Source organism: Pseudomonas sp. JV449, assembly GCF_032424295.1.
Taxonomy (GTDB): Bacteria; Pseudomonadota; Gammaproteobacteria; order Pseudomonadales; family Pseudomonadaceae; genus Aquipseudomonas; species Aquipseudomonas marginalis.
Map to the genome: position 1 here is coordinate 721307 of NZ_VYKD01000005.1, position 22708 is coordinate 744014.

Below are 22708 nucleotides of genomic sequence, written 5' to 3' on the forward strand. Positions count from 1 at the left end.
TGCCGTGACTCAGCTCAATCAGCCCGCGCCACCGCTCCCCGCGGTGCGCAGTATTCTCGCCTCGTTGATGATGGCGATCTTCCTCGGTGCCCTGGACCAGACCATTGTCGCCGTGTCCATGCCCGCCATCTCCGCGCAATTCCACGACGTCAACCTGCTGGCCTGGGTCATCTCCGGTTATATGGTGGCGATGACGGTGGCGGTGCCGATCTACGGCAAGCTCGGCGACCTCTACGGGCGGCGGCCGATGATGCTGATCGGCATGGGCCTGTTCACCGTCGCTTCGTTGTTCTGCGGCATGGCCCAGAGCATGGAGCAACTGGTGCTGGCGCGGGTGCTGCAGGGCATCGGCGCCGGCGGAATGATCTCGGTGAGCCAGGCGATCATCGGCGACATCATCCCGCCCCGTGAGCGCGGGCGCTATCAGGGCTATTTCAGCAGCATGTACGCAGTGGCCAGCGTGGCCGGGCCGGTGTTGGGCGGCTACATGACCGAGTATTTATCCTGGCGCTGGGTGTTCCTGATCAACCTGCCGCTGGGCGCCGGTGCCTGGTACGTGGCCCATCGCACCCTGGTGGGGCTGCCGGCGCCGCAACGCAAGCCGATCATCGATTACCTCGGCACGGTGCTGATGATCATCGGCCTCACCGCCTTGCTGTTGGGCATCACCGAAATCGGCCAGGGCCATCATTGGCGTGACAGCCAGGTGTTGGGGCTGCTGGCCTGTGCCCTGGTGGCATTGACCCTGTTCGTCTGGCACGAGCGCCGCGCCCGCGAGCCCTTGCTGCCGATGCACCTGTTTGCCAACCGCAGCGCGGTGCTGTGCTGGTGCACGATTTTCTTTACCAGCTTCCAGGCGATCTCCCTGACGGTGCTGATGCCCCTGCGCTTTCAGACAGTGACCGGCGGCGGTGCCGACAGCGCCGCCTTGCATTTGCTGCCCCTGGCGATGGGCCTGCCCATCGGCGCCTATTGCGCCGGGCGCATGACCTCGGTGACAGGGCGTTACAAACCGATGATTCTCAGCGGCGCGCTGTTAAGCCCGCTGGCGATCCTGGGCATGGCCTACAGTGCGCCCCAGGATATGCTGCTGACCGGCGTATTCATGTTGCTGTGCGGGATCGCCGCCGGCATGCAGTTTCCCACCTCCCTGGTGGGGGCGCAGAACTCGGTGGAGCAACGGGACATCGGCGTTGCTACCAGCACCACCAACCTGTTCCGCTCCCTGGGCGGCGCGGTGGGGGTGGCGTGCATGTCGGCGTTGCTGCTGGCGTTGTTGCAGGACTCCAGCTTCGCCCATCTGGCCAGCGGTGCGCTGGTGGCCGAAGGCGGTTCCGGCAACGTGCTGCTTGACGGCCTGAACGCCGCGCCAGGCCCGGCGCAGGATGCCCTGCGCGGGGAGCTGGGGGTGACGTTCCGGCATTTGCTGCTGATGAGTGCTGGGGTGTCGCTGCTGGGGTTGGCGGCGGCGATCGCGATGCCCAATCGCGTGCTGCGCGGGCGGGAAGACAAAACTCGCTGACTGACACAATAGAGACCTAATGTGGGAGGGGGCTTGCCCCGGAGGCCATGGGTATCTACACAACTTTTCAGCCCCTGACAAATCTCCTTGTGGCGAGCGGGCTTGTCTCTGAAAATTGTGTAGATACCCATGCCCTGATGGCGGTGGTTCAGTTGGAACATCTTCGACTGACACACTGCCATCGGGGGCAAGTCGAATCGTCGCACCGGCCCTCCCACATTTGAATGCATTCCAGTTCAGATCAGGGGCTGTAGTAACCCACCGCAACCATGAAATGCCCGCTCTTGCGGATATACGCATGCTTGTTCTCGACCTTGCCCGTCACCGGGTTCTTCCAACGGTATTTGTATTCTCCCTGGTCCTGCTCGGCCATCAGCTTGAGGATCGGCTCGCCCACCGGCTTGCCGTCGGGGTCCTTGATCTTGCTGAAATCGGTGTTGATCAGGCGCAGGTTGGTGCCATGGGCCACGTAGCGCTGGGTGTTCAAGTCCACCACAAACACATAGAGGTCATCCTGCAGGAAACCGCCCTGCAATGAGTTGATGGCCTTGAGCGTGCCGGCTTCATCCTTCACCAACGCGTTCACCGCCTTGTTGCGCAGGGCCCGGGCCTGTTCCGGGGTGGCGCGCGGCAGGTAATAACCCACAGCGAGGATGCGCTGGCCGACGCGCTGGTAAAACACATGCTTGTGCTCGACCTTGCCGTCGTTCCAGTTCTGCCAGCGGTAGTCGGCCTGTTGGATACCCTGGCCTTCCGGCACCTTGAGCGCGTCCTTGAATGACTGGCGCAACTCCGGCCCGAGTACCTCGGACACATCGCGGCCGATCAGGGCGGAGGAGGGCCCGCCACTGGCCAGCAGCACGCCCTGGGTATCGACCACGAACACATAGCGGTCGTGGTCGATGAACTCGCCCTGGCGGCTGAACGCCGCAAAGGCCTTGTCACCGTTGGTCTGGTAGTAGGCCAGGGCTTTTCCCAGCAAGGCCTTGGCGGCCTGGGCGTCCTCACCCGGCGTGTCGGCGTGCACCTGGCTGAAACACAACAGCAGCAGCCAGGTGGCGCGGAGCAATCCCTTCATGTTCCGTCCCTCGTTCTTATTGATGTGACCACAGCGTAGACGGCCATGGCTCAGGGCGCCGCCAACCATTGGCTGACGATGCCGTCGTAGACGCCGGTGGCCACGCTCAGGTGCAACCACTGGTCGACATAGCTCTTCCACGCCACATCATCGCGGGGCAGCAGGAAGGCTTTTTCGCTGTACTGCATCTGCCGCTCCGGGTTGACCGCGCACAACCCGGGCTTTTGCTTCTGCTGGTAACGCGCCTCGCTGGCGTCGGTGATCATCACGTCGGCCTTGCCGGCCAGCAGTTCGTCGAAGATGGTCACGTTGTCGTGCAGGCGGATTTGCGCCTGGCCCAGATGGGCGCGAGCGAAGACTTCGTTGGTGCCGCCCGCCGGTTCGATCACGCGCACCTGGGGCTGGTTGATCTGCTCCACGGTCTGGTAACGCTTGACGTCGGCGCAACGCACCAGCGGAATCTTGCCGTCGACCCCGAGGGACTGGCTGAAGAAGGCTTTTTTCTGGCGTTCCAGGGACACCGAAATCCCGCCCACGGCAATGTCGCAGCGCTGGGCGAGGAAGTCCGGCATCAGGGTTTTCCAGGTGGTGGGCACCCACTGGATCCTGGCATTAAGGCTCTTGGCCAGGGACTCGGCCATGGCAATGTCGATGCCTTCATAGCCGCCATCGGCGCGCAACGAGGTGTAGGGCTTGTAGTCGCCGGTGGTGCAGACGCTGAGGGTGCCGCGCTCAAGCACCTGGTCAAGGCGCGAGGGGGCGGTGTCGGCCAGGGCGGAGGTGGCCAGGCTTACCAGTACGCACAGGGTTATCGTTGTTTTCATGCGATCGAGTCCTTGGGGCATGCTCGGGGGCGGTCATTATTTCCAGCAGCAAGGCCAGGTAGCAAGGGGCGTTGAATGTTTAGCCAAGTCGCAACCAAACTCCATCAACCCTGAATTTAAACACCTATGCGGGCGTGTGACGCTGGGCGCATCTCTATCATTGTGATCCACCCATGGGCGGCTCTTCCGACACTCACCCTGCGACACTGCCCTCCGAGCTCGCCTTCTGGGCCCTGTTCCACTGCCGCCACGCGCGCCCGCCAGACCCCCTTCTCCTACGCTGATTTACCCCACGGATGACGCACCCTTGTGCGCGCCTGCCTGAAACAAACGTACGAGAACCCCCCATGAGTGTTTTTGCCAGCCTGCACGAAGCCCACGCCTTCCTTGAACAGCATCCGGACATCGAGATGTTCGAGCTGTTTATCCTCGACAACAACGGCGTGCCGCGCGGCAAGTTGCTGCACCGCGACGAATTGCTGGCGGTGTATGAAAGCGGGCGGCCGCTGCCCAGCACCATCCTCGGCCTGACCATCAATGGCGACGATGTGGAAAATTCCGGGCTGGTGTGGGAAGTGGGCGATATCGACTGCCGCGCCTACCCGATCAGCGGCAGTTTGCAGCGCATGCCGTGGCGGCTGATCCCGACCGCTGCGGTGCAGGTCAGCATGCACCCCACCGAAGGCCTGCCCGCCACCGTGGCCGACCCCCGGCATTTGCTGGCCAAGGTGATCGAGGGCCTGAACGCCGACGGTTATTACCCGGTAATGGCGGCGGAGCTGGAGTTCTACCTGCTCGACCAGAAGCCCGACGGCAATGGCCGCCCGCAACCCGCACGGGACGTGGACGGCGGGCGCCCACGCGCAACCCAGGTCTACGGCCTGCGTGAGCTGGAGCAGATCGAACCGTTCCTCGCCGACCTTTACAGCGCCTGCAAACTGCAAGGCATTCCGGCGCGCACGGCGATCTCCGAATACGCCCCGGGCCAGGTGGAAATCACCCTGGAACACCGCGCCGACGCCCTGCAAGCCATGGACGAAGCGGTGCGCTACAAGCGCCTGGTCAAGGGCGTGGCGCACAAACACGGCATGGCTGCGTGCTTCATGGCCAAGCCGTTCGATGACCTGGCGGGCACCGGCATGCACATGCACGTCAGCCTGGCCGACGCCGAGGGCAACAACCTGTTCGCCAGTGAAGCCGCCGACGGCACGCCACTGCTGCGCCACGCAGTGGGGGGCATGCTCAGCACCCTGCTCGATTCACTGCTGATGTTCTGCCCCAGCGCCAACTCCTATCGCCGTTTCCAAACCAACAGCTATGCGCCGCTGGCCGCCACCTGGGGCGTGGACAACCGCACCGTCAGCCTGCGGGTGCCGGGTGGTCCGGCCCATTCCCGGCATATCGAACACCGCATTTGCGGCGCCGATGCCAACCCTTACCTGGCGGCGGCCGCGATCCTGGCGGGCATCCACCGTGGCCTTCGCGAACAACTCGACCCCGGTGCCCCGGTGGAAGGCAACGGCTACGCCCAGGCCAAGGAATTGCTGCCCACCGATTGGCTCACCACCCTGCGCGCACTGGAGGCTTCAAGCTGGGCGCGGGAGGCGTTCGGCAGCGAGTTCCTGGGCGTGTACCTGGCGGTGAAACATGCTGAATACCGCCAGTTCATGGGCGAGGTGGGCGAGCAGGACTGGCGTTGGTATCTGCATCAGGCGTGATGGTTTTTACGCTGGTGAGGGCTTCGACCTTTTTTTCACGTTGCAAGGGTTAAGCTGCGAATCAAGGTCGTTCACTACCGTTTCAGTCACATGAGCCTGCGATGTCGCCACAACCTCCTTCTTCCATCGAGATCGAATACGCCGAACGCTGTGGCCTTGAGCACGCCAGGGTCTGCGGTGACACGCGCCCGCCCGGTCTGCGCCAGCGCCTGGCGTCATGGCGCGACGAGTGGTTGGTGCGCCAGGCGCTCAAGGTCGCTGGCGAGCCGGGGCTTATCCTGGACCTGGCCTGCGGCTCGGGGCGCTTCTGGCCGGTGTTGGCCGAGCACGTCAACCGCGTGATCCTGGCCTCGGACAATTCCCAGGACATGCTCGACCACGCCCGTAGCCACCATCCGCCGTCATTGCTCAAGCGCGTCAAGACCTTTCAGGGCTCGGCATTTTCCATCGGTTTGTCGGCGAATGCGGTGGATTGCATTTTCTGCCTGGAGTTGTTTCGTCATGTGCCCAGCAGCGAGGGGCGCATGGCGTTGCTGCGCGAGTTTCACCGGGTCAGCCGCGACACGGTGATTGTGTCGGTACCCTCGCGTACCGCCGTGGAAGAGGAATTTCGCCAGGCCGGGTTCAAGGTCTTGAGTCAGCAGGAATTCATGCCGGGCTCCAGCCTGTGGCGGGTCTACGTTCTTCGTAAGAAAGGATAACTCCCACTTGTCGGACTATTCTTCATCTCCTGTCTGAGTTTTCATGGTTGCCTGTGCACTGCGGATGCTCGCTAGCCCCGTTCGCGATATATACTGCGCGCCATTCTTCAAGGGAGAGCCGTGTGGCCATCGATATTCACTGGATCTGCGACAACGATAGCCTCGGCCAGCATTGCGCCGAATGGCAGCAGTTGCCATTCGTCGCCCTCGACACCGAATTCATGCGGGTCGACACCTTTTATCCCATTGCCGGGCTGATCCAGATCGGTGATGGCGTACGCGCTTACCTGATCGATCCCCTGACCATCGACAACTGGCAACCCCTGGCCGCGTTGCTGGAGAACCCGGCGGTGATCAAGGTGGTGCACGCCTGCAGCGAAGACCTTGAGGTGTTGCTGCGCCTGACCGGCAGCCTGCCGGTGCCGTTGTTCGATACCCAATTGGCCGCCGCCTACCTGAACCTCGGCTTCTCCATGGGCTACTCGCGCCTGGTGCAAGCCGTGCTCGATATCGAGTTGCCCAAGGGCGAGACCCGTTCGGACTGGCTGCAGCGGCCATTGTCCGAGACCCAGGTGAGCTACGCCGCCGAAGACGCCGTGCACCTGGCCGAGGTCTACATTCGCCTGCGCCCGCGCTTGTCGGATGATAAATACGCCTGGGTCCTGGAAGACGGTGCCGAACTGGTTGCCAACCTGCGCCGCGAAGTCGACCCGTACGAGGTCTACCGTGACGCCAAGCTGGCGTGGAAACTCTCCCGTGCCCAGCTTGCCGTATTGCGTGAACTCTGCGCCTGGCGCGAGCAGCAGGCCCGCGCCCGCGACCTGCCGCGCAACCGCATCATTCGCGAACACTCGCTGTGGCCCCTGGCCAAGTCCCAGCCGGACAACCTCGCCGCCCTGGGCAAGATCGAAGACATGCACCCGCGTACCGTGCGCCAGGATGGCCAGTTCCTGTTGGACCTGATCAAGCGTGCCGGCAGCGTGTCCATGGACCAGTGGCCGCCGGCCGTGGCCGAACCGCTGCCGGTGGACGCCGCCACGTTGATCAAGCAACTGCGCGCCCTCGGCCAGACATTCGCCGAGCGCCTGGAGATGGCGCCGGAACTGATGCTGCGCAAGAAAACCCTCGAAGCCCTGGTTAAAAGTGGCTACCCCGATGGGCCTTACCAATTGCCAGACTCGCTGCGTGGCTGGCGCCGCGAGTTGATGGGCCAGGCGCTGCTCGACAGCCTGGCCCCTGCCGGAGAACAGCCTTGAAACGTATTTGCTCGATCTATCGCAGCCTGAAAAAAGACGGCATGTACCTCTACGTGCTCAAAAGCGACGCCCTGGAGCGCGTGCCGGAGCCCTTGATGGCGGCGTTCGGCAAACCGCACCACGCCTTCGACATGGTGCTGACGCCGGAGCGCAAGTTGTCCCGCGAAGACATCATCGTGGTGCTGGAAAACCTCGACAAGCAGGGCTATCACCTGCAAATGCCGCCGGCCGAGGACGAGTACATCGAGCACCTGCCCGAAGAGCTGCTGCGTCGCAACGACCCGATGTGATCGGGCAGTGCCTCGCCCGGGGCACAGGTTTCAATGGAATCGTATTAGTGGGCGGTGGCCGTAGGGAAGCGGGCGGCCGTCTGCACTGTTTTTGAAAGGTTTGAACCATGCGTGTTCTGATTGCTGAACAGGATCACCCGCTCTACGCCCAATTGCTCAATGACGCGGCGCCGGACCTGGAGGTGCTCACCAGCGGCGACTCGGCCGAGCTGTCGCGCCTGGCCGCCGATTGCCCGGTATGGCTGGGCCAGCCGGACCTGTTGGCGACGCTGTTGCGCCAGGGACACCAGCCGCAGTGGCTGCAATCGACCTGGGCCGGCATTACGCCGCTGCTGGCCGAAGGCTTGCCCCGCGACTATCGCCTGACCCGCGCCGTCGGTATTTTTGGCCAGGTCATGGCCGAATTTGTCCTCACCTACATGCTGGGCCACGAGCGCGAAGTACTGGCGCGACTGGTCAGCCAGGTCGAGCGCAAGTGGGACAGCCGCACCGGCCAGAGCCTGGCGGGGCGCAAGGCGTTGATCGTGGGTACCGGTGACATCGGCCAGCGTGTCGCCGAGTTTCTCGTGCCGTTCGGCGTCAAGCTGTACGGCATCGCCAGCACTGCGCGGGAACAAGCGCCGTTTATCGAAGTGGCCGGGCTCGACCAACTGGGCCGGTTGGTGGGGGAGGTGGACTACGTGATCAACCTGCTGCCCAACACACCGAACACCCATGACCTGTACGACGCAGCGCTGTTCAAGCAGTTCAAGCCGACCGGTTTGTTCATCAACGTCGGGCGCGGTGTGGCGGTGGTGGATGCCGATCTGGTCGAGGCCCTGAAAGAAGGGCACCTGGCCGGCGCGGTGATCGACGTGTGCCGCCAGGAACCGTTGCCGCAGCGCCACCCGTTCTGGACCGCCTGGGGCCTGCTGTTGACCGGGCACAGCTCCGCGCCGACCTCGCCGCCGATGATGGTGGAGCTGTTCCTGGAAAACCTGCGCGCGTACAAGGCCAAGCAAGCCTTGCGCGGGGAAGTGGATTTCGAGCGCGGTTACTGAGGCGGCGCGGGGAGAAAGTGTGGGAGGGGGCTTGCTCCCGATAGCAGAGTGTCAGTCACTGTATCTATTGACTGAACCACCGCTATCGGGGGCAAGCCCCCTCCCACATTTTGAGATTGCGTCAGTTTCAGAGGCTGAAATCACCTTCTGACACCAGCTCGCTCAGCGGCTTGCGCGGGCTTGGCGCTTCACGGCCTTGCAGGTACTCCGGCAAGGTCGATTTGTCGCCCAGCTTGCCCACCGCAACGGCGGCATGCAGCGCATAACCCTGTGGAATCTTCAGCTCCTTGCGCGTCAGTTCCTGATCGAAGCCGGCCATGCCGTGGGTGTGCCAGCCGCTGAGGCTGGCTTGCAGCGCCAGGTGGCCCCAGGCCGAGCCGGTGTCGAAGGTGTGCCACAGTGCCGGGGTTTCTTCCGTGGCGCCGGGGGCGATGAAGTCGGTTTTCGAGGCAATGATCACCAGGGCCGACGCATGCTGTGCCCAACCACGGTTGAATTCATTCAGCAGGCCCAGGAAGCGCTCCCAGTCCGGCGTGTCACGGCGTGCGTAGAGAAAACGCCAAGGCTGCGAGTTGTAGGCCGACGGTGCCCAGCGTGCGGCTTCGAAGAAGCTCAGCAGGGTTTCCTGCGGGATGCTCTCGCCGGTAAAGGCACGGGGCGACCAGCGTTCGGTGAACTGGGTATGGATCGGGTAATCGGCAACGCGTGTCATGGGCAGCTCCTGATCGTCAATTCGGCGCTCAAAGCTACTGCGCCCCCGCTAGACTGACAAGTCTTGTCATACCGACAGTCGTAAGCGCTTGGCCCCAGGGGCCTTGGGCACTAGACTGGCGGCCTTTTCACCTACCGATACCGATGTAGAGCCATGGCCGCCAAAGTCGAACCTTTCTGGATACGCAAAACCCTTGAACACCTCGACCAGGAGGAGTGGGAGTCGTTGTGCGACGGCTGTGGCCTGTGCTGCCTGCAAAAGCTTGAGGATGAAGACGATAACAGCGTCTATTACACGCGCATCGCCTGCAAGCTGCTGGACCTGAAAACCTGCCAGTGCACCGACTACCCCAACCGCCGTGCCTCGGTACCCGACTGCATCCAGCTCACCCCGGGCCAGGCCGACCAGTTCAAATGGCTGCCGCCCACCTGCGGCTACCGCCTGGTCAGCGAGCGCAAGGACCTGCCGTTGTGGCACCACCTGGTCTGCGGCGACCGCGATGCCGTGCACCACGAACGCATTTCCCAGTCCGGGCGCATGCTCAGCGAAGGCAGCGTGCCCGAGGACGACTGGGAGGATTACCTGATCTTCCGCGCGGGCTGAACAAGGAGTGTGTATGAGGGCGGGAACCAAGCTGGCGGCAAGCCTGGTGTTGCTGGCGTTGAGCATGCCTGCGTGGTGCGCGAAGAAAGTCGACCTGGATTATCACGTCAAGCTGCTGCCCCAGGACGATCAGGCCGAGGTGCGGGTGAGCCTGTCCCAGGGTTCGGCGGTGCGCAGCCTGAACTTCGACCTGGGCCGCGCCGGCGACTACAGCGACTTCAAGGCCGATGGCCAGTGGAGTGTCAATGACCACCGTGGCCTGTGGCAACCCAGCGCCAACAAGGCCAGCCTGACCTATCGGGTGCGCCTGAGCCACGCGCGCAAACCGGGTATTTACGAAGCTCGGATGACTCCGAGCTGGGCGCTGTTTCGCGGCGAAGACCTGGTGCCGCCCGCACGCCTCGACCAGCAGGACGGCGTCGAACTGGTCTCGCGCCTGGTGTTCGAACTGCCGGCCGGCTGGAAAAGCATCGAAACCGCCTGGCCGCGCATCGGCAAGAACAAGTTCCGCATCGACAACGTCTCGCGCCTGTTTGACCGGCCCACCGGCTGGATGCTCGCCGGCACCCTGGGCAGCCGCCGCGTGCGCCTGGGCGAGACCGAAGTGACCATCGCCTCGCCCAAGGGCCAAGCCATGCGGCGGATGGATGTGCTGACACTGCTGACCTTTGTCTGGCCGCAGGTGGAAGCGGCGTTCCCACGTCATCCGGCCAAGCTGCTGGTGGTGGGCGCCAGCGATCCGATGCGCCGTGGTGCGGTCTCGTCGCGCGACTCGATCTACCTCAACAGCCGCACGCCGCTGGTCAGCGAGAACGGCAGCAGCCCGTTGATCCGTGAAGTGGTGCAGGCGATTGGCCGCTTCAACGACCACGACACCAGCGACTGGATCAGCGAGGGGCTGGCGGAGTACTACGCCATTGAACTGGTGCGCCGTGCCGGCGGGGTGACCGATGAGCGCTATCAGGCGATACAGGCGCGCTTGGCCAGGGACGGCAAGGACGTGACCAGCCTGCGCGGCGACCACGTCAGCGGTGCGACGGTGTCACGGGCGGTGGTGGTGTTGCAGGAGCTGGATCGCGAGATCCGCGTAAAGACTCACAACAAGCGCTCCCTGGATGATCTCGCGCAGGCGGTGATGCGCGCCAACAGCATCACCACCGCCGAGTTTGTGCAGTTGGCCGAGAGCATCATTGGGGAATCGTCGGTGGTACTGGACAGCAAGCTGCTGCGCTGAGCCCTCGCCATACACAAAACAAAAGGTGGGAGGGGGCAAGCTCTAATGCCATGTAGGAGCGAGCTTGCTCGCGAAAAACGTCAACGATAACGCGTGCTTCCTGAATGAACGCGGCGCCTGTGAGTTTTTCGCGAGCAAGCTCGCTCCTACATGATGGCATTAGGACTTGCCCCCTCCCACATTTGAATCTAACCAGTGGTCTTAACGGCCTTCTCAGCCGCCACTTCCGCCTTGGTCTTCAGGTTTTTCAGCTCTGCACCGGCACGCTCGATCTTCGTGCGTACGCTGTTCATTTCCTGGCGGCCCTGTTCCAGCTTGTCTTTAAGCGCACTGTGCCCGGTAAACCCGCGCGCCAGTGCCACGCCGCCGATCGCCACCTGAATCAGGCCGAAAATCCCGCCACGGCGCAGGCCTTTGCCCACCATCATCACGCCACCGGCCACTGAGCCGATACGTTCCCAGCCGTGCACGTTCTGGGTGGGCTGATTCTGGAAGGGGGTGTGTTCGATGATAGGTCGCAAGGTTGTGCTGTCGCTCATGATCTGTCTCCAACAAGGTCAAGTGTATGCAGCTGACTGCGCGCAGGCGCCGGATGTTCCCAAAAGATCAGTACTTGGGGCCCGAACGGGTGTTATTGCCCTTGGCCATGCGGTCGTAGAGCACCACGTTGACGGTGGCGGCCAGGTTCATGCAGCCGGTGGTGGGGATGTACACGACGTCTTCGCACCAGTCGCGGATGTCTTTATCCAGCGACCCGTCTTCAGGGCCGAAGATATACAGCGCGCGGTCGGGGTGAGTGTATTCGGGCAGCGGGCGGGCACCGTCCACCAGCTCCACGGCGACCGGGATGCAGCCCAGGGGCAGGATCTTCTTCAGGTCATCGATGCCGATCAGCGGAATATCGTGGTGGACCTTCTTGGTGTCGGTGATGAAGTCCCGGGCGCGCTCGTAGCGCACGCCGGTGTAGAACACCGAGGCCACGCCGTAGCAGCCGGCGGCACGCATGACCGAGCCAACGTTTTCGGGGGATTTGGGGTTATACAGACCGATGCAGCTGTAGCGTTTATTGGCCACGGGGAAGGGTGCCTTGGAGAAAAGCGGCGATTATACGGCCTCAAGGCGGTGTATTGCTTGGGCTAACGCTATCGGGAGCAAGCCCCCTCCCACATTTGAAAGTGTTCACAACTCAAAATGTGGGAGGGGGCTTGCTCCCGATGAGGCCAGGACAGGCGACGACACTCTTCAGTCGTCTTTCTTCATCAACCCCGCCAACGCCGCAAACGGGTTATGCGTGGCCTTGGCGATCGTCGGGCTGCTGGTGGAGCCTTCGCCGAAGTACTGCTGGTCGGTGTAGCGCGAGTGTTCGTTGTCGTGGCAGTACAGGCACAGCAACTCCCAGTTCGAGCCGTCCTGGGGATTGTCATCATGATTGTGGTTACGGTGGTGTACGGTGAGTTCGCTCAAGCGCTTGCCGGCGAACTCACGGGCGCAGCGGCCGCACACGTGGGGGTACATCTTCAGGGCTTTGTCGCGGTAGCCCATTTCCCGGTCGCGCTGGGCATCGGCAAGGATGCGGTCCAGCTTGGCGGTGTGGGAGGGCGGGTTGGTCGAGCTCATCATGGCTCCTGGCTGTTTGGTGGTCACGGATAGCGTTGATTCTAGCCGCTTGCGCCGCAAATGACCGCTGGGATCGATTTACTTTACTCATAAGGATCTGAAAAACATGCGTCTGCTTTCATGGACTGTTGCACTGCTGCTGTGTGTCGTTACCCTTCAGGCCCAGGCGTTCTCGACGCCCAAGCCCGGGCAGGTGATCGAGGTTGCCCTTGAACAGTTGCATCCGACCCAGGCGGTGGTGGGCTTCGACCAGATCTACTACAGCCTGGGCCTGTTCGCCGACAAACCCGCCAAGGTCTTCGATGAATACTGCGAAACCAACGGCCAGGGTGAGGCCGGCAAGGTGCCCGACAAGGCTGACCTGCACCAGCCCGACAGCTTCACCTGCAAGGACCCGGTGGGCACCCATCCCGAGGACATGAAAACCGTGGTGGTCGGCCCTGCCGGCCAGCTGTACCTGACCGACGGTCACCACAGTTTCACCACCTTGTGGGAAGTGCCCGGCGGCGGCCCGCGCTTGAAGATGTGGGTCAAGGTCACCGACGACTTCAGCAACAGCCCGAACATGGCGAGCTTCTGGCAGCGCATGGAAGCGGCCCGCAAGGTCTGGCTCAAGGACAACCAGGGCCAGGCCCTGCCGCCGGAACAACTGCCGGCACACCTGGGCTTCAAGAACCTGCAGGACGACACCTTCCGCAGCCTGGTGTACTTCACCCGCAAGGCCGCCTATGGCAAGCCGAATGACGGGCAGATCGCCCCGGAGTTCCTGGAGTTCTATTGGGGTAACTGGCTGCGCACGCAGATTGATCTGGGCCAGTACAACCTGAACAAGAAAGGCGGCTACAAGGATGCTATCGAAGCGGTCGCCAAGCGCTTGGTCAGCCTGACGCCGGGCTCGCAGGTGGGGGACAGCGGTTTTACCGCCCATCAACTGGGCGGCATGACCCGGCTGGACCGCGATGAGCTGGAGAAGACCTTCGACAAAAAAGTGCCGTACGTGATCGACTACCGCAAATCCCACAACTGACAGGGATCAACATGTGGGAGGGGCGTCTTGGGAAGCGTGCTCAGCCCTTGAGCTTCTCCGCTATCCAGATGGTATGCCGGGTGCCCTTGTTGCCATGGGCAAACACCTGCACTTCCTCGGCCTTGAAACCGGCCTTGCGCAGTTTGTCGCTGAACAGTTTGTCGGCGCTGGCGGACCACACCGCCAGCACGCCCTTGGGCCGCAAGGCCTTGGCGCAGGCAGCCAGGCCACCGGCGGAATAGAGCCAGCTGTTGGCCTTCTGCGTCAGGCCTTCGGGGCCGTTGTCGACGTCGAGCATGATCGCGTCAAAGCCCTGGGGCTCGGCCTGCAGCACCTTGGCCACGTCTTCCATGCGGATCACCGTGCGCGGGTCCAGCAGTGGGCGGCCGGACTTTTCCCCCAGTGGCCCCCGGTTCCATTCCACGACACCGGGCACCAGTTCCGCCACCACCACTTCGGCGCTCTTGCCCAGGTGCTTGAGCGCCGACGCCAGGGTAAAGCCCATGCCCAACCCACCGATCAATACCCGTGAGCCCGGGCGCCCCGCGACCTTGCGGCAAGGGATTTGCGCCAGCGCGTCTTCGGAGCCGTGCATGCGCGTGTTCATCAACTGGCCGCCGTCACCGCCCTGGATCTTGATGACAAAGTCTTCACCGTATTCGAACAGGCACAAGGCACCGCCGTTGTCGGGGATCGGGGTGGTGTCCAGCAGAACGAAACGTTTCATGGAAATCTCATTGGGAAGGGCATTCTTGCGCGGTTGGGAGTAGCCTTACGACATTCCGGTCAGGCCATGGAGCCATCGATGAAGTGCAGCATTCTAACGGTCATTGTGTTGAGCGCGCTCGCATTGGGTGCGGCGCAGGCTCAGGAGTTGCAAACCGTACCGGTGGCGCCGGCACCTAGCCCCGGCGCACCGGGCACGCCAACGCCGACGCTGTACCCGCAGATCACCCCGCCGGCCGTGCCGAAGACGAACGGTTCACCGCCGTTGGTGCCCATCGTATTGCCGACGCCGCCGAAGGACCAGACGGTGCCTGGCCTGCAGCAGAACGACAGCAAGCCGAAGACGCCCGGCGGTTAAAACTGTTGGGAGAGTAATTGCCCATCGGCCATGCGCAGGCGCTTGGACAACGCGATGGCGATTGCGCGGATGATCTTCGCCGCCACACGCGGCGTTTCATTGAGCATCTTTTCCAGGGCGTCCTTGCCCAGGTTCAACAACACACAGTCGCTGGCGGCCACGCAACTGGCGGAGCGTCGCTCGCCGTCAAGCACGGCCATCTCCCCAAACGCCCGGCCGCTGCGCAGGGTGGCGATGGTCAGGCGCTGGCCGGTGTGGTTGGTTTTCTGCACCGCCACCTGGCCGCTGTGGATGATGCACATGAAGGTGCCGGCATCGCCCTCGAGGAAAATCACCTCACCCTCGGCAATGCTGCTGATATTGAAGTAGCCGGCGGCGACGTAAAAGTCTTCCGGCAACAACGGGTCGAACAGGCCGCAGTCCATGAGCATGTCGCGGATTTCGGTATTCATTAAAGTCGGGAGTGCCATGGCTGCAATCTTGGTCCATCAATCAGGAGGCGGTCTGAATGTTCAGACAGGACCGCCCCGCTAAGTTCCTTAAACCAGCCCCAGCGCCTTGAACACAAATGCATATTCGAGTGCTACGTCACGTAATCCCTGGTAGCGACCGCTCATCCCGCCGTGGCCGGCACCCAGTTCGGTCTTGAGCAACAGCAGGTTGTCGTCCGTCTTGGTTGCGCGCAACTTGGCCACCCACTTGGCCGCTTCCCAGTACTGCACGCGGCTGTCGTTGTAGCCGGCGATCACCAGGGTGGCCGGGTAGGCCTGGGCGCTGACGTTTTCGTACGGTGCGTAGGCCTTGATGCGTTCATACACCGCGGGCTCTTCGGGGTTGCCCCACTCGTCGTACTCGGTGATGGTCAGCGGCAATTCCGGGTCGAGCATGGTGTTGAGCACGTCGACAAACGGCACTTCGGCAATCGCCGCCTGGAACAACTCCGGACGCTGGTTGAGCACCGCGCCGATCAACAGGCCGCCGGCACTGCCGCCGCTGATGACCAGTTGCCTGGAGGTGGTCAGGCCCTCGGCGATCAGGTGTTCGGCACACGCGATAAAGTCGCTGAAGGTGTTCTGCTTGTGTTCCTGCTTGCCATTGCGATACCAGGCTTCACCCAGTTCGCCACCGCCGCGCACATGCGCAATGGCGAAGGCCACGCCACGGTCCAGCAGGCTCAGGCGTGCATGGGAGAACCACGGGTCGAGGCTTGAGCCATAGGCGCCGTAGCCATACAGGTACAACGGTGTTGGCTTGCCGAGCTGGTCGCGCTTGACCACCAGGCTGATCGGCACCTGGGTGCCATCGGCGGAGGTGGCCCACAGGCGCTGGCTGACGTAGTCATCGGCATTGAACACGCCGAGTACCGGGGTTTCTTTGAGCACCTGTTGCGCGCCGCTGGCCAGTTCCAGCTGGCGCACCTGGGCCGGGCGGTTCAGGGCTTCATAGCGCAGGCGGATCTTGTCGCTGACGAATTCCAGGCTGTTTTGCACGTAGAGGCTGTAGGCGGCATCGGGCAGCTCCACGCGATACGGCGGCAAGCCCTGGGGGTGTACTTCGATCACCGGCAGGCCGCCGATGCGCAGGCTCAGGGTCATGGCACCGGTGTTCAGGCTGACGCCGTCGAGCATCACGTCATCGCTGTGGGGGATCAGGTTCTGCCACTCATCCTCGGTTGGCACGTCGCCAATGTCGGTCGCCACAAACAGGGCGTAGTTGATGCCATCACGGTTGCTACGGATAAACCAGGTCCACGCGCCATTCAGTTGGCCGTGGTCGACATCGTATTCATGGTCCTCGACCCGTGGCGCCAGGCAGGTGAAGTCCAGGTGCGGCTGGTCGGCATCCAGCGCCCAGACCTCGCTGGTGGTCTTGCTGCCGAGCGAGAGCAGCAACTGGCGCTCGGAGCTGGAGCGGTAGCAGTGCAGGAAGAAACGCCCGTCGGGCTCGTGGAACACTTCCTGCGCCGCCGTGCCATCCAGGCGGTAGCGATACAGCTTGTGCGGGCGGTGGGTGTCGTCCAGCTCGCCGAAGAACAGGGTCAGGCTGTCATTGGCCCAGGTCATGCTGCCGTCGCAGTTCTCGAACGCCAGTTCGCTGACTTTGTCGGTGGCCAATTCCTTCACGAACAGGGTATAGATCTCTTCGCCACTGGTATCGAGGCTGTAGGCCAGGCGCTGGTGATCGGGGCTGATGCTGAATGCGCCGAGGGAAAAGAAGCCGCCGTTGGCCAGCACGTTCGGGTCCAGCAACAGCTCTTCGCTGCTGTCGTCCACCTGGTTGCCGTCGTCGGCCGGGCGGCGGCAGCGGTAGTGGCGGGCGTATTCGTCACCGGCGGTGGTGCGCGTGTAATACAGATACGGGCCCCAGGGAGAGGGCAGGGACAGGTCGGTTTCGAGGATGCGGCCCTTGATCTCCTCGAACAGGGTTTCGCGCAGGGCCTGCTGGTCGGCGAGCTGGGCTTCCTGGAAGGCATTTTCGGCCTTCAGGTAATCAAGGACTTCAACGCTGTCGCGCTCTTGCAGCCAGGCGTACGGGTCCTGGCCTGGGGCTTTACGGGCAATCGGGGCGGTCGATGAAGGCATGGAGCACTCTCTGTCTGGCGGAACGTGGCAGGCATTGCAGCCGCGACACGCAAAAGCCGTTATCATAGCCGCCTGTTTGCCTACCTTGCCATGGACACCATGACCGAGAACGACTATCTGACCGCTTGGGGCCTTTACGCCTTCGCTGCCTTGGGCTGCCTGTTGGTGTGGTGGCGCATGACCCGCTGGATCTGGCGCTGGCTGCGCGAACCGCTGCAATTGCTGATGGCCGTGCTGTTGTTGAGCCCGACCATCGTCGACCCGGTCAAGACTCAGTTCGCGCCGGCCGTGGCCATCACGGCCCTGGACCTGGTGCTCAAGGTCGGCAATAACGCCTGGCGGGCGATTTCCGATTTGTTCATGTACACCCTGATCGCCTTTGGTGTGTACCTCGTGTTTGTGCTGATCCGCTGGCCCATCGAGCGCGCCGCCAACGCCCGCCGTGAGCGCAAGGCCGCCACCGACGCCGCCTTGGCCGCCGAGCCTGTGGATGAAGACGATGAGCCGTTCCGTCGTCCTGCACCGGTGAGCGGTATGCGGGTCGAACCGCGCCTTTAACGTTGTCCGCCCTGCAGCGAGAGCCCTGGCATGTGTGAATTATTGGGCATGAGTGCCAACGTCCCCACCGATATCGTGTTCAGCTTTACCGGGCTGATGCAGCGCGGTGGACGTACGGGCCCCCACCGCGACGGTTGGGGCATCGCTTTCTACGAAGGTCGTGGCCTGCGCCTGTTCCAGGACCCGGCCGCCAGCAGTGAGTCGGAAGTCGCCCTGCTGGTGCAGCGTTACCCCATCAAGAGTGAAGTGGTGATCGGCCATATCCGCCAGGCCAACGTCGGCAAGGTGAGCCTGGCCAACACCCACCCGTTCGTGCGCGAACTGTGGGGCCGCAACTGGTGTTTCGCCCACAACGGCCAGTTGGCAGACTTCCACCCCCGCGCCACGTTCTATCGGCCAGTCGGCGATACCGACAGCGAAGCGGCCTTCTGCGACCTGCTCAACCGCGTGCGCGAGGCCTTCCCCGAGCCGGTGGACATCGAACAGATGCTGCCGGACCTGATCGCCGCCTGCGCCGAATACCGCAGCAAAGGTGTGTTCAACTGCCTGCTCAGCGACGGTGACTGGCTGTTTTGCTATTGCTCGACCAAACTGGCGCAGATCACCCGGCGTGCGCCGTTTGGTCCGGCGCGCCTGAAGGATGTCGACGTGATCGTCGATTTTCAGGCCGAAACCACCCCCAACGATGTGGTGACGGTGATCGCCACCGAGCCGTTGACCGACAACGAAAACTGGACCCGCTACGAACCGGGCCAATGGAGCCTGTGGCGACGCGGTGAATGCGTCAGCCAGGGCGTTACCGAGTAAGGATATCGACCATGTTGCTCAGCTATCTGCGGTTGGTGCTGTTTGCCATTGGCCTGTTGGTCGGCGTGCAAGTGCCGGGGTTTATCAACGACTACGCCAAGCGCGTCGAAGCCCACCTGATCGAGGCGCAGACCGGCCTGAGCGGGTTTGAAACCACCGCACGACAGTTCTTCAACGGTGACTTGAAGGCCTTGGTGGCGCATTACCGCGCCAGCGACGACCCGGTGTTCCAGAGCGACGCCAACAGCCTGGGTGCCATGCTTGACCGCCAGGTGGCGTTGGACAAGCAATTCCAGGCCATGCAAGGCCCGTGGTACATCCGTGCCCTGCAAGTGGCGGTGGCCGCCGACCCGGATATCCGCCTGGAGACCTGGAACGGCTACAGCTACCAGATCCTGCTGACCCCCGAAGCCATGGGCTGGGGCCTGGGCGGGGCGATGCTGCTGTCGTTTGGCCTGGAGTGTCTGTTCCGCCTGATCGACTGGGTGGTGCTGGGTGGCAAGCGCTTGCGCCAGAGCCGGCCAATCGAAGAGCGGGACCTGAAAGGTCTCTAACCCACACCTCAGTCTAATGTGGGAGGGGCTTGCCTCCTCCCACATTTGTACCGGTTTATTCAGTTGCTCAGCACCATCCGCTCTTCGCCGACTTCCTCGGCATAGCGGGCAACGACCTGTTGGCACAACCCCACGATCTCCTCCACCAATTCCACCCCCACGCGCCACGACACCACCACCTGCAGGTTCGGCAGTTTCTGCGCCATCGGCAACATCACCAATTCGCCCCGCGCCAGTTCTTCCCTGACCAGCACCGGCGGCAACGCACCAATCCCGAAGCCATCGCGCAACAACCGGGTAATCGCCGACACCGAGTTCACGCAGTTCATCCGTGGCGCGGCCACGCCGTTGGCCTGCATCAGGCTGATGACGTCCTGGTGCGGGTGGGAGTTTTTCGAGTAGGTGATGATGCGCTCCTGGGCCAGTTCGGCGAGGGAGGCGTAGTCGCGGTTGTAGATCGACTGGCTGGCGACGATCCAGGCCATGGGGTGGCTGGCCAGCTCCAGGCTGCGCACGGTTTCCAGGCGCAGCAGGTCGGTTTGCAGGATCAGGTCGAGAAAGCCTTTTTGCAGCTGATCGCTGAGGTTAAGCGCGGTGTCGGCGATCAATTCGATTTCCACCAGGGGGAAATGATCCATCAGTTCCGCCACCAACGGGCTGAGCCAGGTATGGATCACCGTGTCCATCGCACCGATGCGAATGCGCCCGACCTTGCTGCTGGTGGTTTCCAGGGACTGTTTCAGGCCCTGCATGGTCACCATCATCTGCTCGGCGTAATCGAGCACCTTCAAGCCTTCCGGGGTCAGGCTGACGCCCCGGGAGTCGCGCAGGAACAGCTTTACCCCCAGCTCGCTTTCCAGCACGGCGATGCGGCTGGAAATCGAGGCCTGGGTGGTGAACAGCTTCTCCGCAGTCAGGCGGAAGCTCTTGAGCTTGGCCACCCAGACGAAGGTTTCGAGGAACTTCAAATTCATGGGATCAACTTTTTCTTATGCATGGATCGGTTTTTATTAGTTGGACGCCGCACCGGGCAAACGCCAAAAATCAGGCTATTCCACGATAAGCGCCGTTGGGGTATCAGGACAAGTTGCGAGTTCTGCGTAAAAAATCCCACACTACAAAAAACAAAGCCTACAGGAGCAACCACCGTGAGCCGTCTGCTATTGAATTGCGACATCGGCGAGAGCTTTGGCAACTGGACCATGGGTCTGGACGCCGAGGTGATGCCGTTCATCGATTGCGCCAACGTGGCCTGCGGCTTTCATGCCGGCGATCCGAGCATCATGCGCAAGACCGTCAGCCTGGCCCTCAAGCACGGTGTACAGGTGGGCGCACACCCGGCGTACCAGGACCTGCAAGGCTTCGGCCGCCGCTCCATGGCCTACACCCCCCAGGAAATCCAGGACCTGCTGCATTACCAGATCGGCGCCCTCGACGGCATCTGCCGCGCCCAGGGCGGGCGTGTCAGTTACGTCAAGCCCCATGGCGCGATGTACAACGACATGATGGCCAACCCGGCGCAACTGCGTGCGGTGATCGAGGCCGTGGCCGCGTATGGCGACCTGCCGCTGATGCTGTTGGCGACCCGCGACAACAGCGCGGCCCAGGCACTGGGCGACGAATACGGGGTGATCCTGTGGTTCGAGGCCTTTGCCGACCGTGCCTACGACGCCAACGGCCATCTGGTTTCCCGTCAATTGCCAGGGGCGGTGCACCATGATCCAGAGGTCATCGTCCAACAGTCCTTGACCCTTTCCCGTGGTCAACCCCTGACCGCCAGCGACGGCAGCCCGCTGCTATTGCGCGCCAATACCCTGTGCGTGCATGGCGACAATGCCAGCTCGGTCGCCGCCGTAAAGCGTATCCGCGAGGCATTGAAGCCAGCATGAAGCCGCGGATTGAAGTGGTGGCGATCGACTGCCTGATGGTGCGTCTGTTCGAGGTGATCGCCGAAGCCAATATGCCGTGGATGCTCGCCGCCACCCATCGCTTGCGCAGCGGTTTTGGCGCAGCCTTGGTGGATCTGGTGCCGTCCTACACCACCTTGATGGTGCATTACGACCTCACAGCGTTGAGCCCGGCCCAGGCGCGGGAATTGATCGACCAGGCCCTGACCGACCTGCAACCCCAGGCCCAGGGCAGCGGCCAGTGCCATGTGCTGCCGGTGTGGTACGACCTGAGTGTCGGCCCTGAACTGACATTGCTCGCCCAGCGCAGTGGCCTGGCCGTCGACGACGTGATCCGCCGCCACAGCGCCCACGAATACCAGGTATTCGCCCTCGGCTTCGCCCCCGGTTTTGCCTTTATGGGGCTGGTGGATGAAATCCTCGCCACACCGCGCCTGAGCACCCCGCGCCAGCGCGTGGCGGCCGGCAGTGTCGGTATCGCCGAGCGACAGACCGCTGCCTATCCGGTGGTGTCCCCCGGTGGCTGGAATCTCATTGGCCGTACCCCGGCCAAGCTGTTTGATCGCGAGCGCGACGGCTACAGCCTGATGCAGCCTGGCGACACGGTACGCTTTGAGTCAGTCAGCCACGCCGAATTTATCAATCTGGGTGGCGATGACACGCCGTTGGAGGCGCAGGCATGAGCCGCTTGATCATCGAGGCCAGCACGCCGCTGTGCCTGTTGCAGGACGCCGGTCGTTTTGGCGTGCGTCACCTGGGCGTGACCCAGGGCGGCGCGCTGGATTGGGTGTCGATGTCCTGGGCCAACTGGCTGCTGGGCAATGCGCTGGACGCGCCGGTGGTGGAAATCACCCTCGGCGGCTTTACTGTGCAGGCCGAGGAGTATTGCCTGCTGGCGTTGGCCGGTGCGGATCTGGGCGCGTATATCGACGAGCGCGCCCTCAGCCCCGGGCGCAGTTTTATCCTGCAAAAGGGCCAGCGCCTGCGCTTCACCCAGCCGTTCAGCGGCGCGCGGGCTTACCTGGCGGCGCCCGGCGGGTTTGATGCGCCGGATGTGCTGGGCAGCTGCGCCACGGTGGTACGTGAGGCGCTGGGCGGGCCGGACGGTTTCGGCAAGGCCTTGGCCGAAGGCGGGCGCTTGGCCTATTCCGGTACCGGCGGTGCGATGAAAGTGCTGAGCGAACAGGCGTTGCCGGCCAAGGTGCCGCTGGAGGTGATCGTCGGCGCCCAAATTGGCCTGTTCAGCGGCCAGAGCCTGTTCGATGCCTTCAACACCGACTGGGCCCTGGACAGCCGCGCCGACCGTATGGGCATGCGCTTGCTCGGTACGCCGTTGCAGTACCAGGGGCCCTCGCTGATTTCCGAAGGGATCCCGTTGGGTGGCATCCAAGTGCCGCCGGATGGGCAGCCGATTGTGTTGCTCAATGATCGCCAGACCATTGGCGGGTACCCGCGTCTAGGGGCGTTGACGCCATTGGCGCTGGCGCGGCTGGCGCAGTGTTTGCCGGGAGAAAAGGTGAGGTTGGCGCCGGTGGTGCAGGAAACGGCGCATCGGCAGCATGTCGAGTATTTGCGCCGCTTTACATAACACCGC

The 22708-nt window shown here is 63.1% G+C and carries 26 protein-coding genes; 16 read left to right on the plus strand and 10 right to left on the minus strand.

Translation table 11 applies throughout. The features are described from left to right. Positions 1–4: 4 nt before the first annotated feature. Positions 5–1522, plus strand: a complete 1518-nt coding sequence (locus tag F6S08_RS08685; RefSeq protein ID WP_315871525.1) for an MDR family MFS transporter — start codon at positions 5–7, stop codon at positions 1520–1522. A 241-nt stretch (positions 1523–1763) separates the two neighbouring features. Here F6S08_RS08685 and F6S08_RS08690 read toward each other — a convergent pair whose 3' ends face one another. After that, positions 1764–2600 (minus strand): cache domain-containing protein, encoded by an 837-nt coding sequence (locus F6S08_RS08690; RefSeq protein ID WP_065928187.1) that lies wholly within the window; start codon positions 2598–2600, stop codon positions 1764–1766. A gap of 50 nt (positions 2601–2650) precedes the next feature. Further along, a complete protein-coding gene (locus F6S08_RS08695) occupies positions 2651–3424 on the minus strand; it encodes a transporter substrate-binding domain-containing protein (protein WP_065928186.1) in 774 nt (257 codons plus the stop codon). 347 nt (positions 3425–3771) lie between these two features. On the opposite strand from F6S08_RS08695, the gene F6S08_RS08700 reads away from it, so the two are divergent. From F6S08_RS08700 to F6S08_RS08720, 5 genes are all read left to right on the plus strand, one after another. Then, positions 3772–5142: a glutamine synthetase family protein gene (locus F6S08_RS08700; protein WP_315871526.1), complete on the plus strand. Its 1371-nt coding sequence runs from the start codon at positions 3772–3774 to the stop codon at positions 5140–5142. A gap of 101 nt (positions 5143–5243) precedes the next feature. After that, complete coding sequence (locus tag F6S08_RS08705; protein ID WP_027604278.1) at positions 5244–5843, plus strand: class I SAM-dependent methyltransferase; 600 nt, start codon at positions 5244–5246, stop codon at positions 5841–5843. A gap of 122 nt (positions 5844–5965) precedes the next feature. After that, the gene (gene rnd, locus F6S08_RS08710) at positions 5966–7099 is read left to right on the plus strand and encodes a ribonuclease D (RefSeq protein ID WP_027604277.1); all 1134 of its coding nucleotides are present in this window, start codon (positions 5966–5968) and stop codon (positions 7097–7099) included. Beyond that, complete coding sequence (locus F6S08_RS08715; RefSeq protein WP_027604276.1) at positions 7096–7389, plus strand: YcgL domain-containing protein; 294 nt, start codon at positions 7096–7098, stop codon at positions 7387–7389. Before rnd ends, F6S08_RS08715 begins: the two co-directional genes overlap by 4 nt. A gap of 107 nt (positions 7390–7496) precedes the next feature. After that, complete coding sequence (locus tag F6S08_RS08720; protein ID WP_027604275.1) at positions 7497–8429, plus strand: D-2-hydroxyacid dehydrogenase; 933 nt, start codon at positions 7497–7499, stop codon at positions 8427–8429. 127 nt (positions 8430–8556) lie between these two features. Here the strand turns inward: F6S08_RS08720 and F6S08_RS08725 are convergent, their stop codons facing one another. After that, positions 8557–9141: a nitroreductase family protein gene (locus F6S08_RS08725; protein WP_027604274.1), complete on the minus strand. Its 585-nt coding sequence runs from the start codon at positions 9139–9141 to the stop codon at positions 8557–8559. A 153-nt stretch (positions 9142–9294) separates the two neighbouring features. Here F6S08_RS08725 and F6S08_RS08730 point away from each other — a divergent pair, with 153 nt between their 5' ends. Next, a complete protein-coding gene (locus F6S08_RS08730; protein WP_003172524.1) occupies positions 9295–9744 on the plus strand; it encodes a YcgN family cysteine cluster protein in 450 nt (149 codons plus the stop codon). A 13-nt stretch (positions 9745–9757) separates the two neighbouring features. Continuing rightward, complete coding sequence (locus tag F6S08_RS08735) at positions 9758–10978, plus strand: hypothetical protein (RefSeq protein ID WP_065928182.1); 1221 nt, start codon at positions 9758–9760, stop codon at positions 10976–10978. Positions 10979–11166: 188 nt separating this feature from the next. On the opposite strand, the gene F6S08_RS08740 is transcribed toward F6S08_RS08735, so the two are convergent. From F6S08_RS08740 to F6S08_RS08750, 3 genes are all read right to left on the minus strand, one after another. Next, the gene (locus F6S08_RS08740) at positions 11167–11517 is read right to left on the minus strand and encodes a DUF2892 domain-containing protein (RefSeq protein ID WP_027604272.1); all 351 of its coding nucleotides are present in this window, start codon (positions 11515–11517) and stop codon (positions 11167–11169) included. Positions 11518–11584: 67 nt separating this feature from the next. After that, entirely contained in the window at positions 11585–12052 is a 468-nt protein-coding gene (locus F6S08_RS08745) for an RNA methyltransferase (protein WP_065928181.1), read from the minus strand. Positions 12053–12220: 168 nt separating this feature from the next. Further along, entirely contained in the window at positions 12221–12595 is a 375-nt protein-coding gene (locus F6S08_RS08750) for a YajD family HNH nuclease (protein ID WP_003210675.1), read from the minus strand. Positions 12596–12701: 106 nt separating this feature from the next. On the opposite strand from F6S08_RS08750, the gene F6S08_RS08755 reads away from it, so the two are divergent. Next, positions 12702–13622, plus strand: a complete 921-nt coding sequence (locus F6S08_RS08755) for a ParB/Srx family N-terminal domain-containing protein (protein WP_315871527.1) — start codon at positions 12702–12704, stop codon at positions 13620–13622. A 40-nt stretch (positions 13623–13662) separates the two neighbouring features. Here F6S08_RS08755 and F6S08_RS08760 read toward each other — a convergent pair whose 3' ends face one another. Continuing rightward, positions 13663–14349 carry a spermidine synthase gene (locus F6S08_RS08760; protein ID WP_065928179.1) on the minus strand — a complete coding sequence of 229 codons (687 nt, stop codon included), beginning with the start codon at positions 14347–14349 and terminating at the stop codon, positions 13663–13665. A 78-nt stretch (positions 14350–14427) separates the two neighbouring features. On the opposite strand from F6S08_RS08760, the gene F6S08_RS08765 reads away from it, so the two are divergent. Beyond that, positions 14428–14706: a hypothetical protein gene (locus F6S08_RS08765; RefSeq protein ID WP_027604268.1), complete on the plus strand. Its 279-nt coding sequence runs from the start codon at positions 14428–14430 to the stop codon at positions 14704–14706. Here the strand turns inward: F6S08_RS08765 and F6S08_RS08770 are convergent. Both F6S08_RS08770 and F6S08_RS08775 read right to left on the minus strand, forming a co-directional pair. Then, on the minus strand, positions 14703–15176 hold the full coding sequence (locus F6S08_RS08770; RefSeq protein WP_027604267.1) for a cyclic nucleotide-binding domain-containing protein: 474 nt from the start codon (positions 15174–15176) through the stop codon (positions 14703–14705). The genes F6S08_RS08765 and F6S08_RS08770 overlap by 4 nt on opposite strands. A 69-nt stretch (positions 15177–15245) precedes the next feature. After that, positions 15246–17288 carry a S9 family peptidase gene (locus tag F6S08_RS08775; protein WP_065928178.1) on the minus strand — a complete coding sequence of 681 codons (2043 nt, stop codon included), beginning with the start codon at positions 17286–17288 and terminating at the stop codon, positions 15246–15248. A 24-nt stretch (positions 17289–17312) separates the two neighbouring features. On the opposite strand from F6S08_RS08775, the gene F6S08_RS08780 reads away from it, so the two are divergent. Genes F6S08_RS08780 through F6S08_RS08790 form a run of 3 tightly spaced genes read left to right on the plus strand, consistent with a single transcriptional unit; the run spans position 17313 to position 19207 of the window. Further along, positions 17313–17846, plus strand: a complete 534-nt coding sequence (locus F6S08_RS08780) for a hypothetical protein (protein WP_027604265.1) — start codon at positions 17313–17315, stop codon at positions 17844–17846. 30 nt (positions 17847–17876) lie between these two features. Beyond that, on the plus strand, positions 17877–18653 hold the full coding sequence (locus F6S08_RS08785; protein WP_065928175.1) for a class II glutamine amidotransferase: 777 nt from the start codon (positions 17877–17879) through the stop codon (positions 18651–18653). Between the two features lie 11 nt (positions 18654–18664). Next, on the plus strand, positions 18665–19207 hold the full coding sequence (locus F6S08_RS08790; RefSeq protein ID WP_027604263.1) for a DUF2937 family protein: 543 nt from the start codon (positions 18665–18667) through the stop codon (positions 19205–19207). Positions 19208–19266: 59 nt separating this feature from the next. On the opposite strand, the gene F6S08_RS08795 is transcribed toward F6S08_RS08790, so the two are convergent. After that, positions 19267–20181, minus strand: coding sequence for a LysR family transcriptional regulator (locus F6S08_RS08795; protein WP_065928174.1), 915 nt, complete (start codon positions 20179–20181; stop codon positions 19267–19269). A 174-nt stretch (positions 20182–20355) separates the two neighbouring features. Here F6S08_RS08795 and F6S08_RS08800 point away from each other — a divergent pair, with 174 nt between their 5' ends. The 3 genes from F6S08_RS08800 to F6S08_RS08810 are packed head-to-tail and all read left to right on the plus strand — an operon-like array spanning position 20356 to position 22702. Further along, complete coding sequence (locus tag F6S08_RS08800; RefSeq protein WP_065928173.1) at positions 20356–21096, plus strand: 5-oxoprolinase subunit PxpA; 741 nt, start codon at positions 20356–20358, stop codon at positions 21094–21096. Continuing rightward, positions 21093–21797, plus strand: coding sequence for a 5-oxoprolinase subunit PxpB (pxpB, locus tag F6S08_RS08805; RefSeq protein WP_065928172.1), 705 nt, complete (start codon positions 21093–21095; stop codon positions 21795–21797). Before F6S08_RS08800 ends, pxpB begins: the two co-directional genes overlap by 4 nt. After that, a complete protein-coding gene (locus tag F6S08_RS08810; RefSeq protein ID WP_074844478.1) occupies positions 21794–22702 on the plus strand; it encodes a biotin-dependent carboxyltransferase family protein in 909 nt (302 codons plus the stop codon). The genes pxpB and F6S08_RS08810 overlap by 4 nt, the downstream gene beginning before the upstream one ends. Positions 22703–22708: the final 6 nt, after the last annotated feature.

What these genes read in the sequence shown, in the direction of transcription:
- F6S08_RS08690 (WP_065928187.1), bottom strand. Translation starts at nt 2,600, where the DNA reads ATGAAGGGATTGCTCCGCGCCACCTGGCTGCTGCTGTTGTGTTTCAGC.
- F6S08_RS08695 (WP_065928186.1), bottom strand. Translation starts at nt 3,424, where the DNA reads ATGAAAACAACGATAACCCTGTGCGTACTGGTAAGCCTGGCCACCTCC.
- F6S08_RS08700 (WP_315871526.1), top strand. Translation starts at nt 3,772, where the DNA reads ATGAGTGTTTTTGCCAGCCTGCACGAAGCCCACGCCTTCCTTGAACAG.
- F6S08_RS08705 (WP_027604278.1), top strand. Translation starts at nt 5,244, where the DNA reads ATGTCGCCACAACCTCCTTCTTCCATCGAGATCGAATACGCCGAACGC.
- F6S08_RS08720 (WP_027604275.1), top strand. Translation starts at nt 7,497, where the DNA reads ATGCGTGTTCTGATTGCTGAACAGGATCACCCGCTCTACGCCCAATTG.
- F6S08_RS08725 (WP_027604274.1), bottom strand. Translation starts at nt 9,141, where the DNA reads ATGACACGCGTTGCCGATTACCCGATCCATACCCAGTTCACCGAACGC.
- F6S08_RS08730 (WP_003172524.1), top strand. Translation starts at nt 9,295, where the DNA reads ATGGCCGCCAAAGTCGAACCTTTCTGGATACGCAAAACCCTTGAACAC.
- F6S08_RS08735 (WP_065928182.1), top strand. Translation starts at nt 9,758, where the DNA reads ATGAGGGCGGGAACCAAGCTGGCGGCAAGCCTGGTGTTGCTGGCGTTG.
- F6S08_RS08740 (WP_027604272.1), bottom strand. Translation starts at nt 11,517, where the DNA reads ATGAGCGACAGCACAACCTTGCGACCTATCATCGAACACACCCCCTTC.
- F6S08_RS08750 (WP_003210675.1), bottom strand. Translation starts at nt 12,595, where the DNA reads ATGAGCTCGACCAACCCGCCCTCCCACACCGCCAAGCTGGACCGCATC.
- F6S08_RS08755 (WP_315871527.1), top strand. Translation starts at nt 12,702, where the DNA reads ATGCGTCTGCTTTCATGGACTGTTGCACTGCTGCTGTGTGTCGTTACC.
- F6S08_RS08760 (WP_065928179.1), bottom strand. Translation starts at nt 14,349, where the DNA reads ATGAAACGTTTCGTTCTGCTGGACACCACCCCGATCCCCGACAACGGC.
- F6S08_RS08765 (WP_027604268.1), top strand. Translation starts at nt 14,428, where the DNA reads ATGAAGTGCAGCATTCTAACGGTCATTGTGTTGAGCGCGCTCGCATTG.
- F6S08_RS08770 (WP_027604267.1), bottom strand. Translation starts at nt 15,176, where the DNA reads ATGGCACTCCCGACTTTAATGAATACCGAAATCCGCGACATGCTCATG.
- F6S08_RS08775 (WP_065928178.1), bottom strand. Translation starts at nt 17,288, where the DNA reads ATGCCTTCATCGACCGCCCCGATTGCCCGTAAAGCCCCAGGCCAGGAC.
- F6S08_RS08785 (WP_065928175.1), top strand. Translation starts at nt 17,877, where the DNA reads ATGTGTGAATTATTGGGCATGAGTGCCAACGTCCCCACCGATATCGTG.
- F6S08_RS08790 (WP_027604263.1), top strand. Translation starts at nt 18,665, where the DNA reads ATGTTGCTCAGCTATCTGCGGTTGGTGCTGTTTGCCATTGGCCTGTTG.
- F6S08_RS08795 (WP_065928174.1), bottom strand. Translation starts at nt 20,181, where the DNA reads ATGAATTTGAAGTTCCTCGAAACCTTCGTCTGGGTGGCCAAGCTCAAG.
- pxpB (WP_065928172.1), top strand. Translation starts at nt 21,093, where the DNA reads ATGAAGCCGCGGATTGAAGTGGTGGCGATCGACTGCCTGATGGTGCGT.
- F6S08_RS08810 (WP_074844478.1), top strand. Translation starts at nt 21,794, where the DNA reads ATGAGCCGCTTGATCATCGAGGCCAGCACGCCGCTGTGCCTGTTGCAG.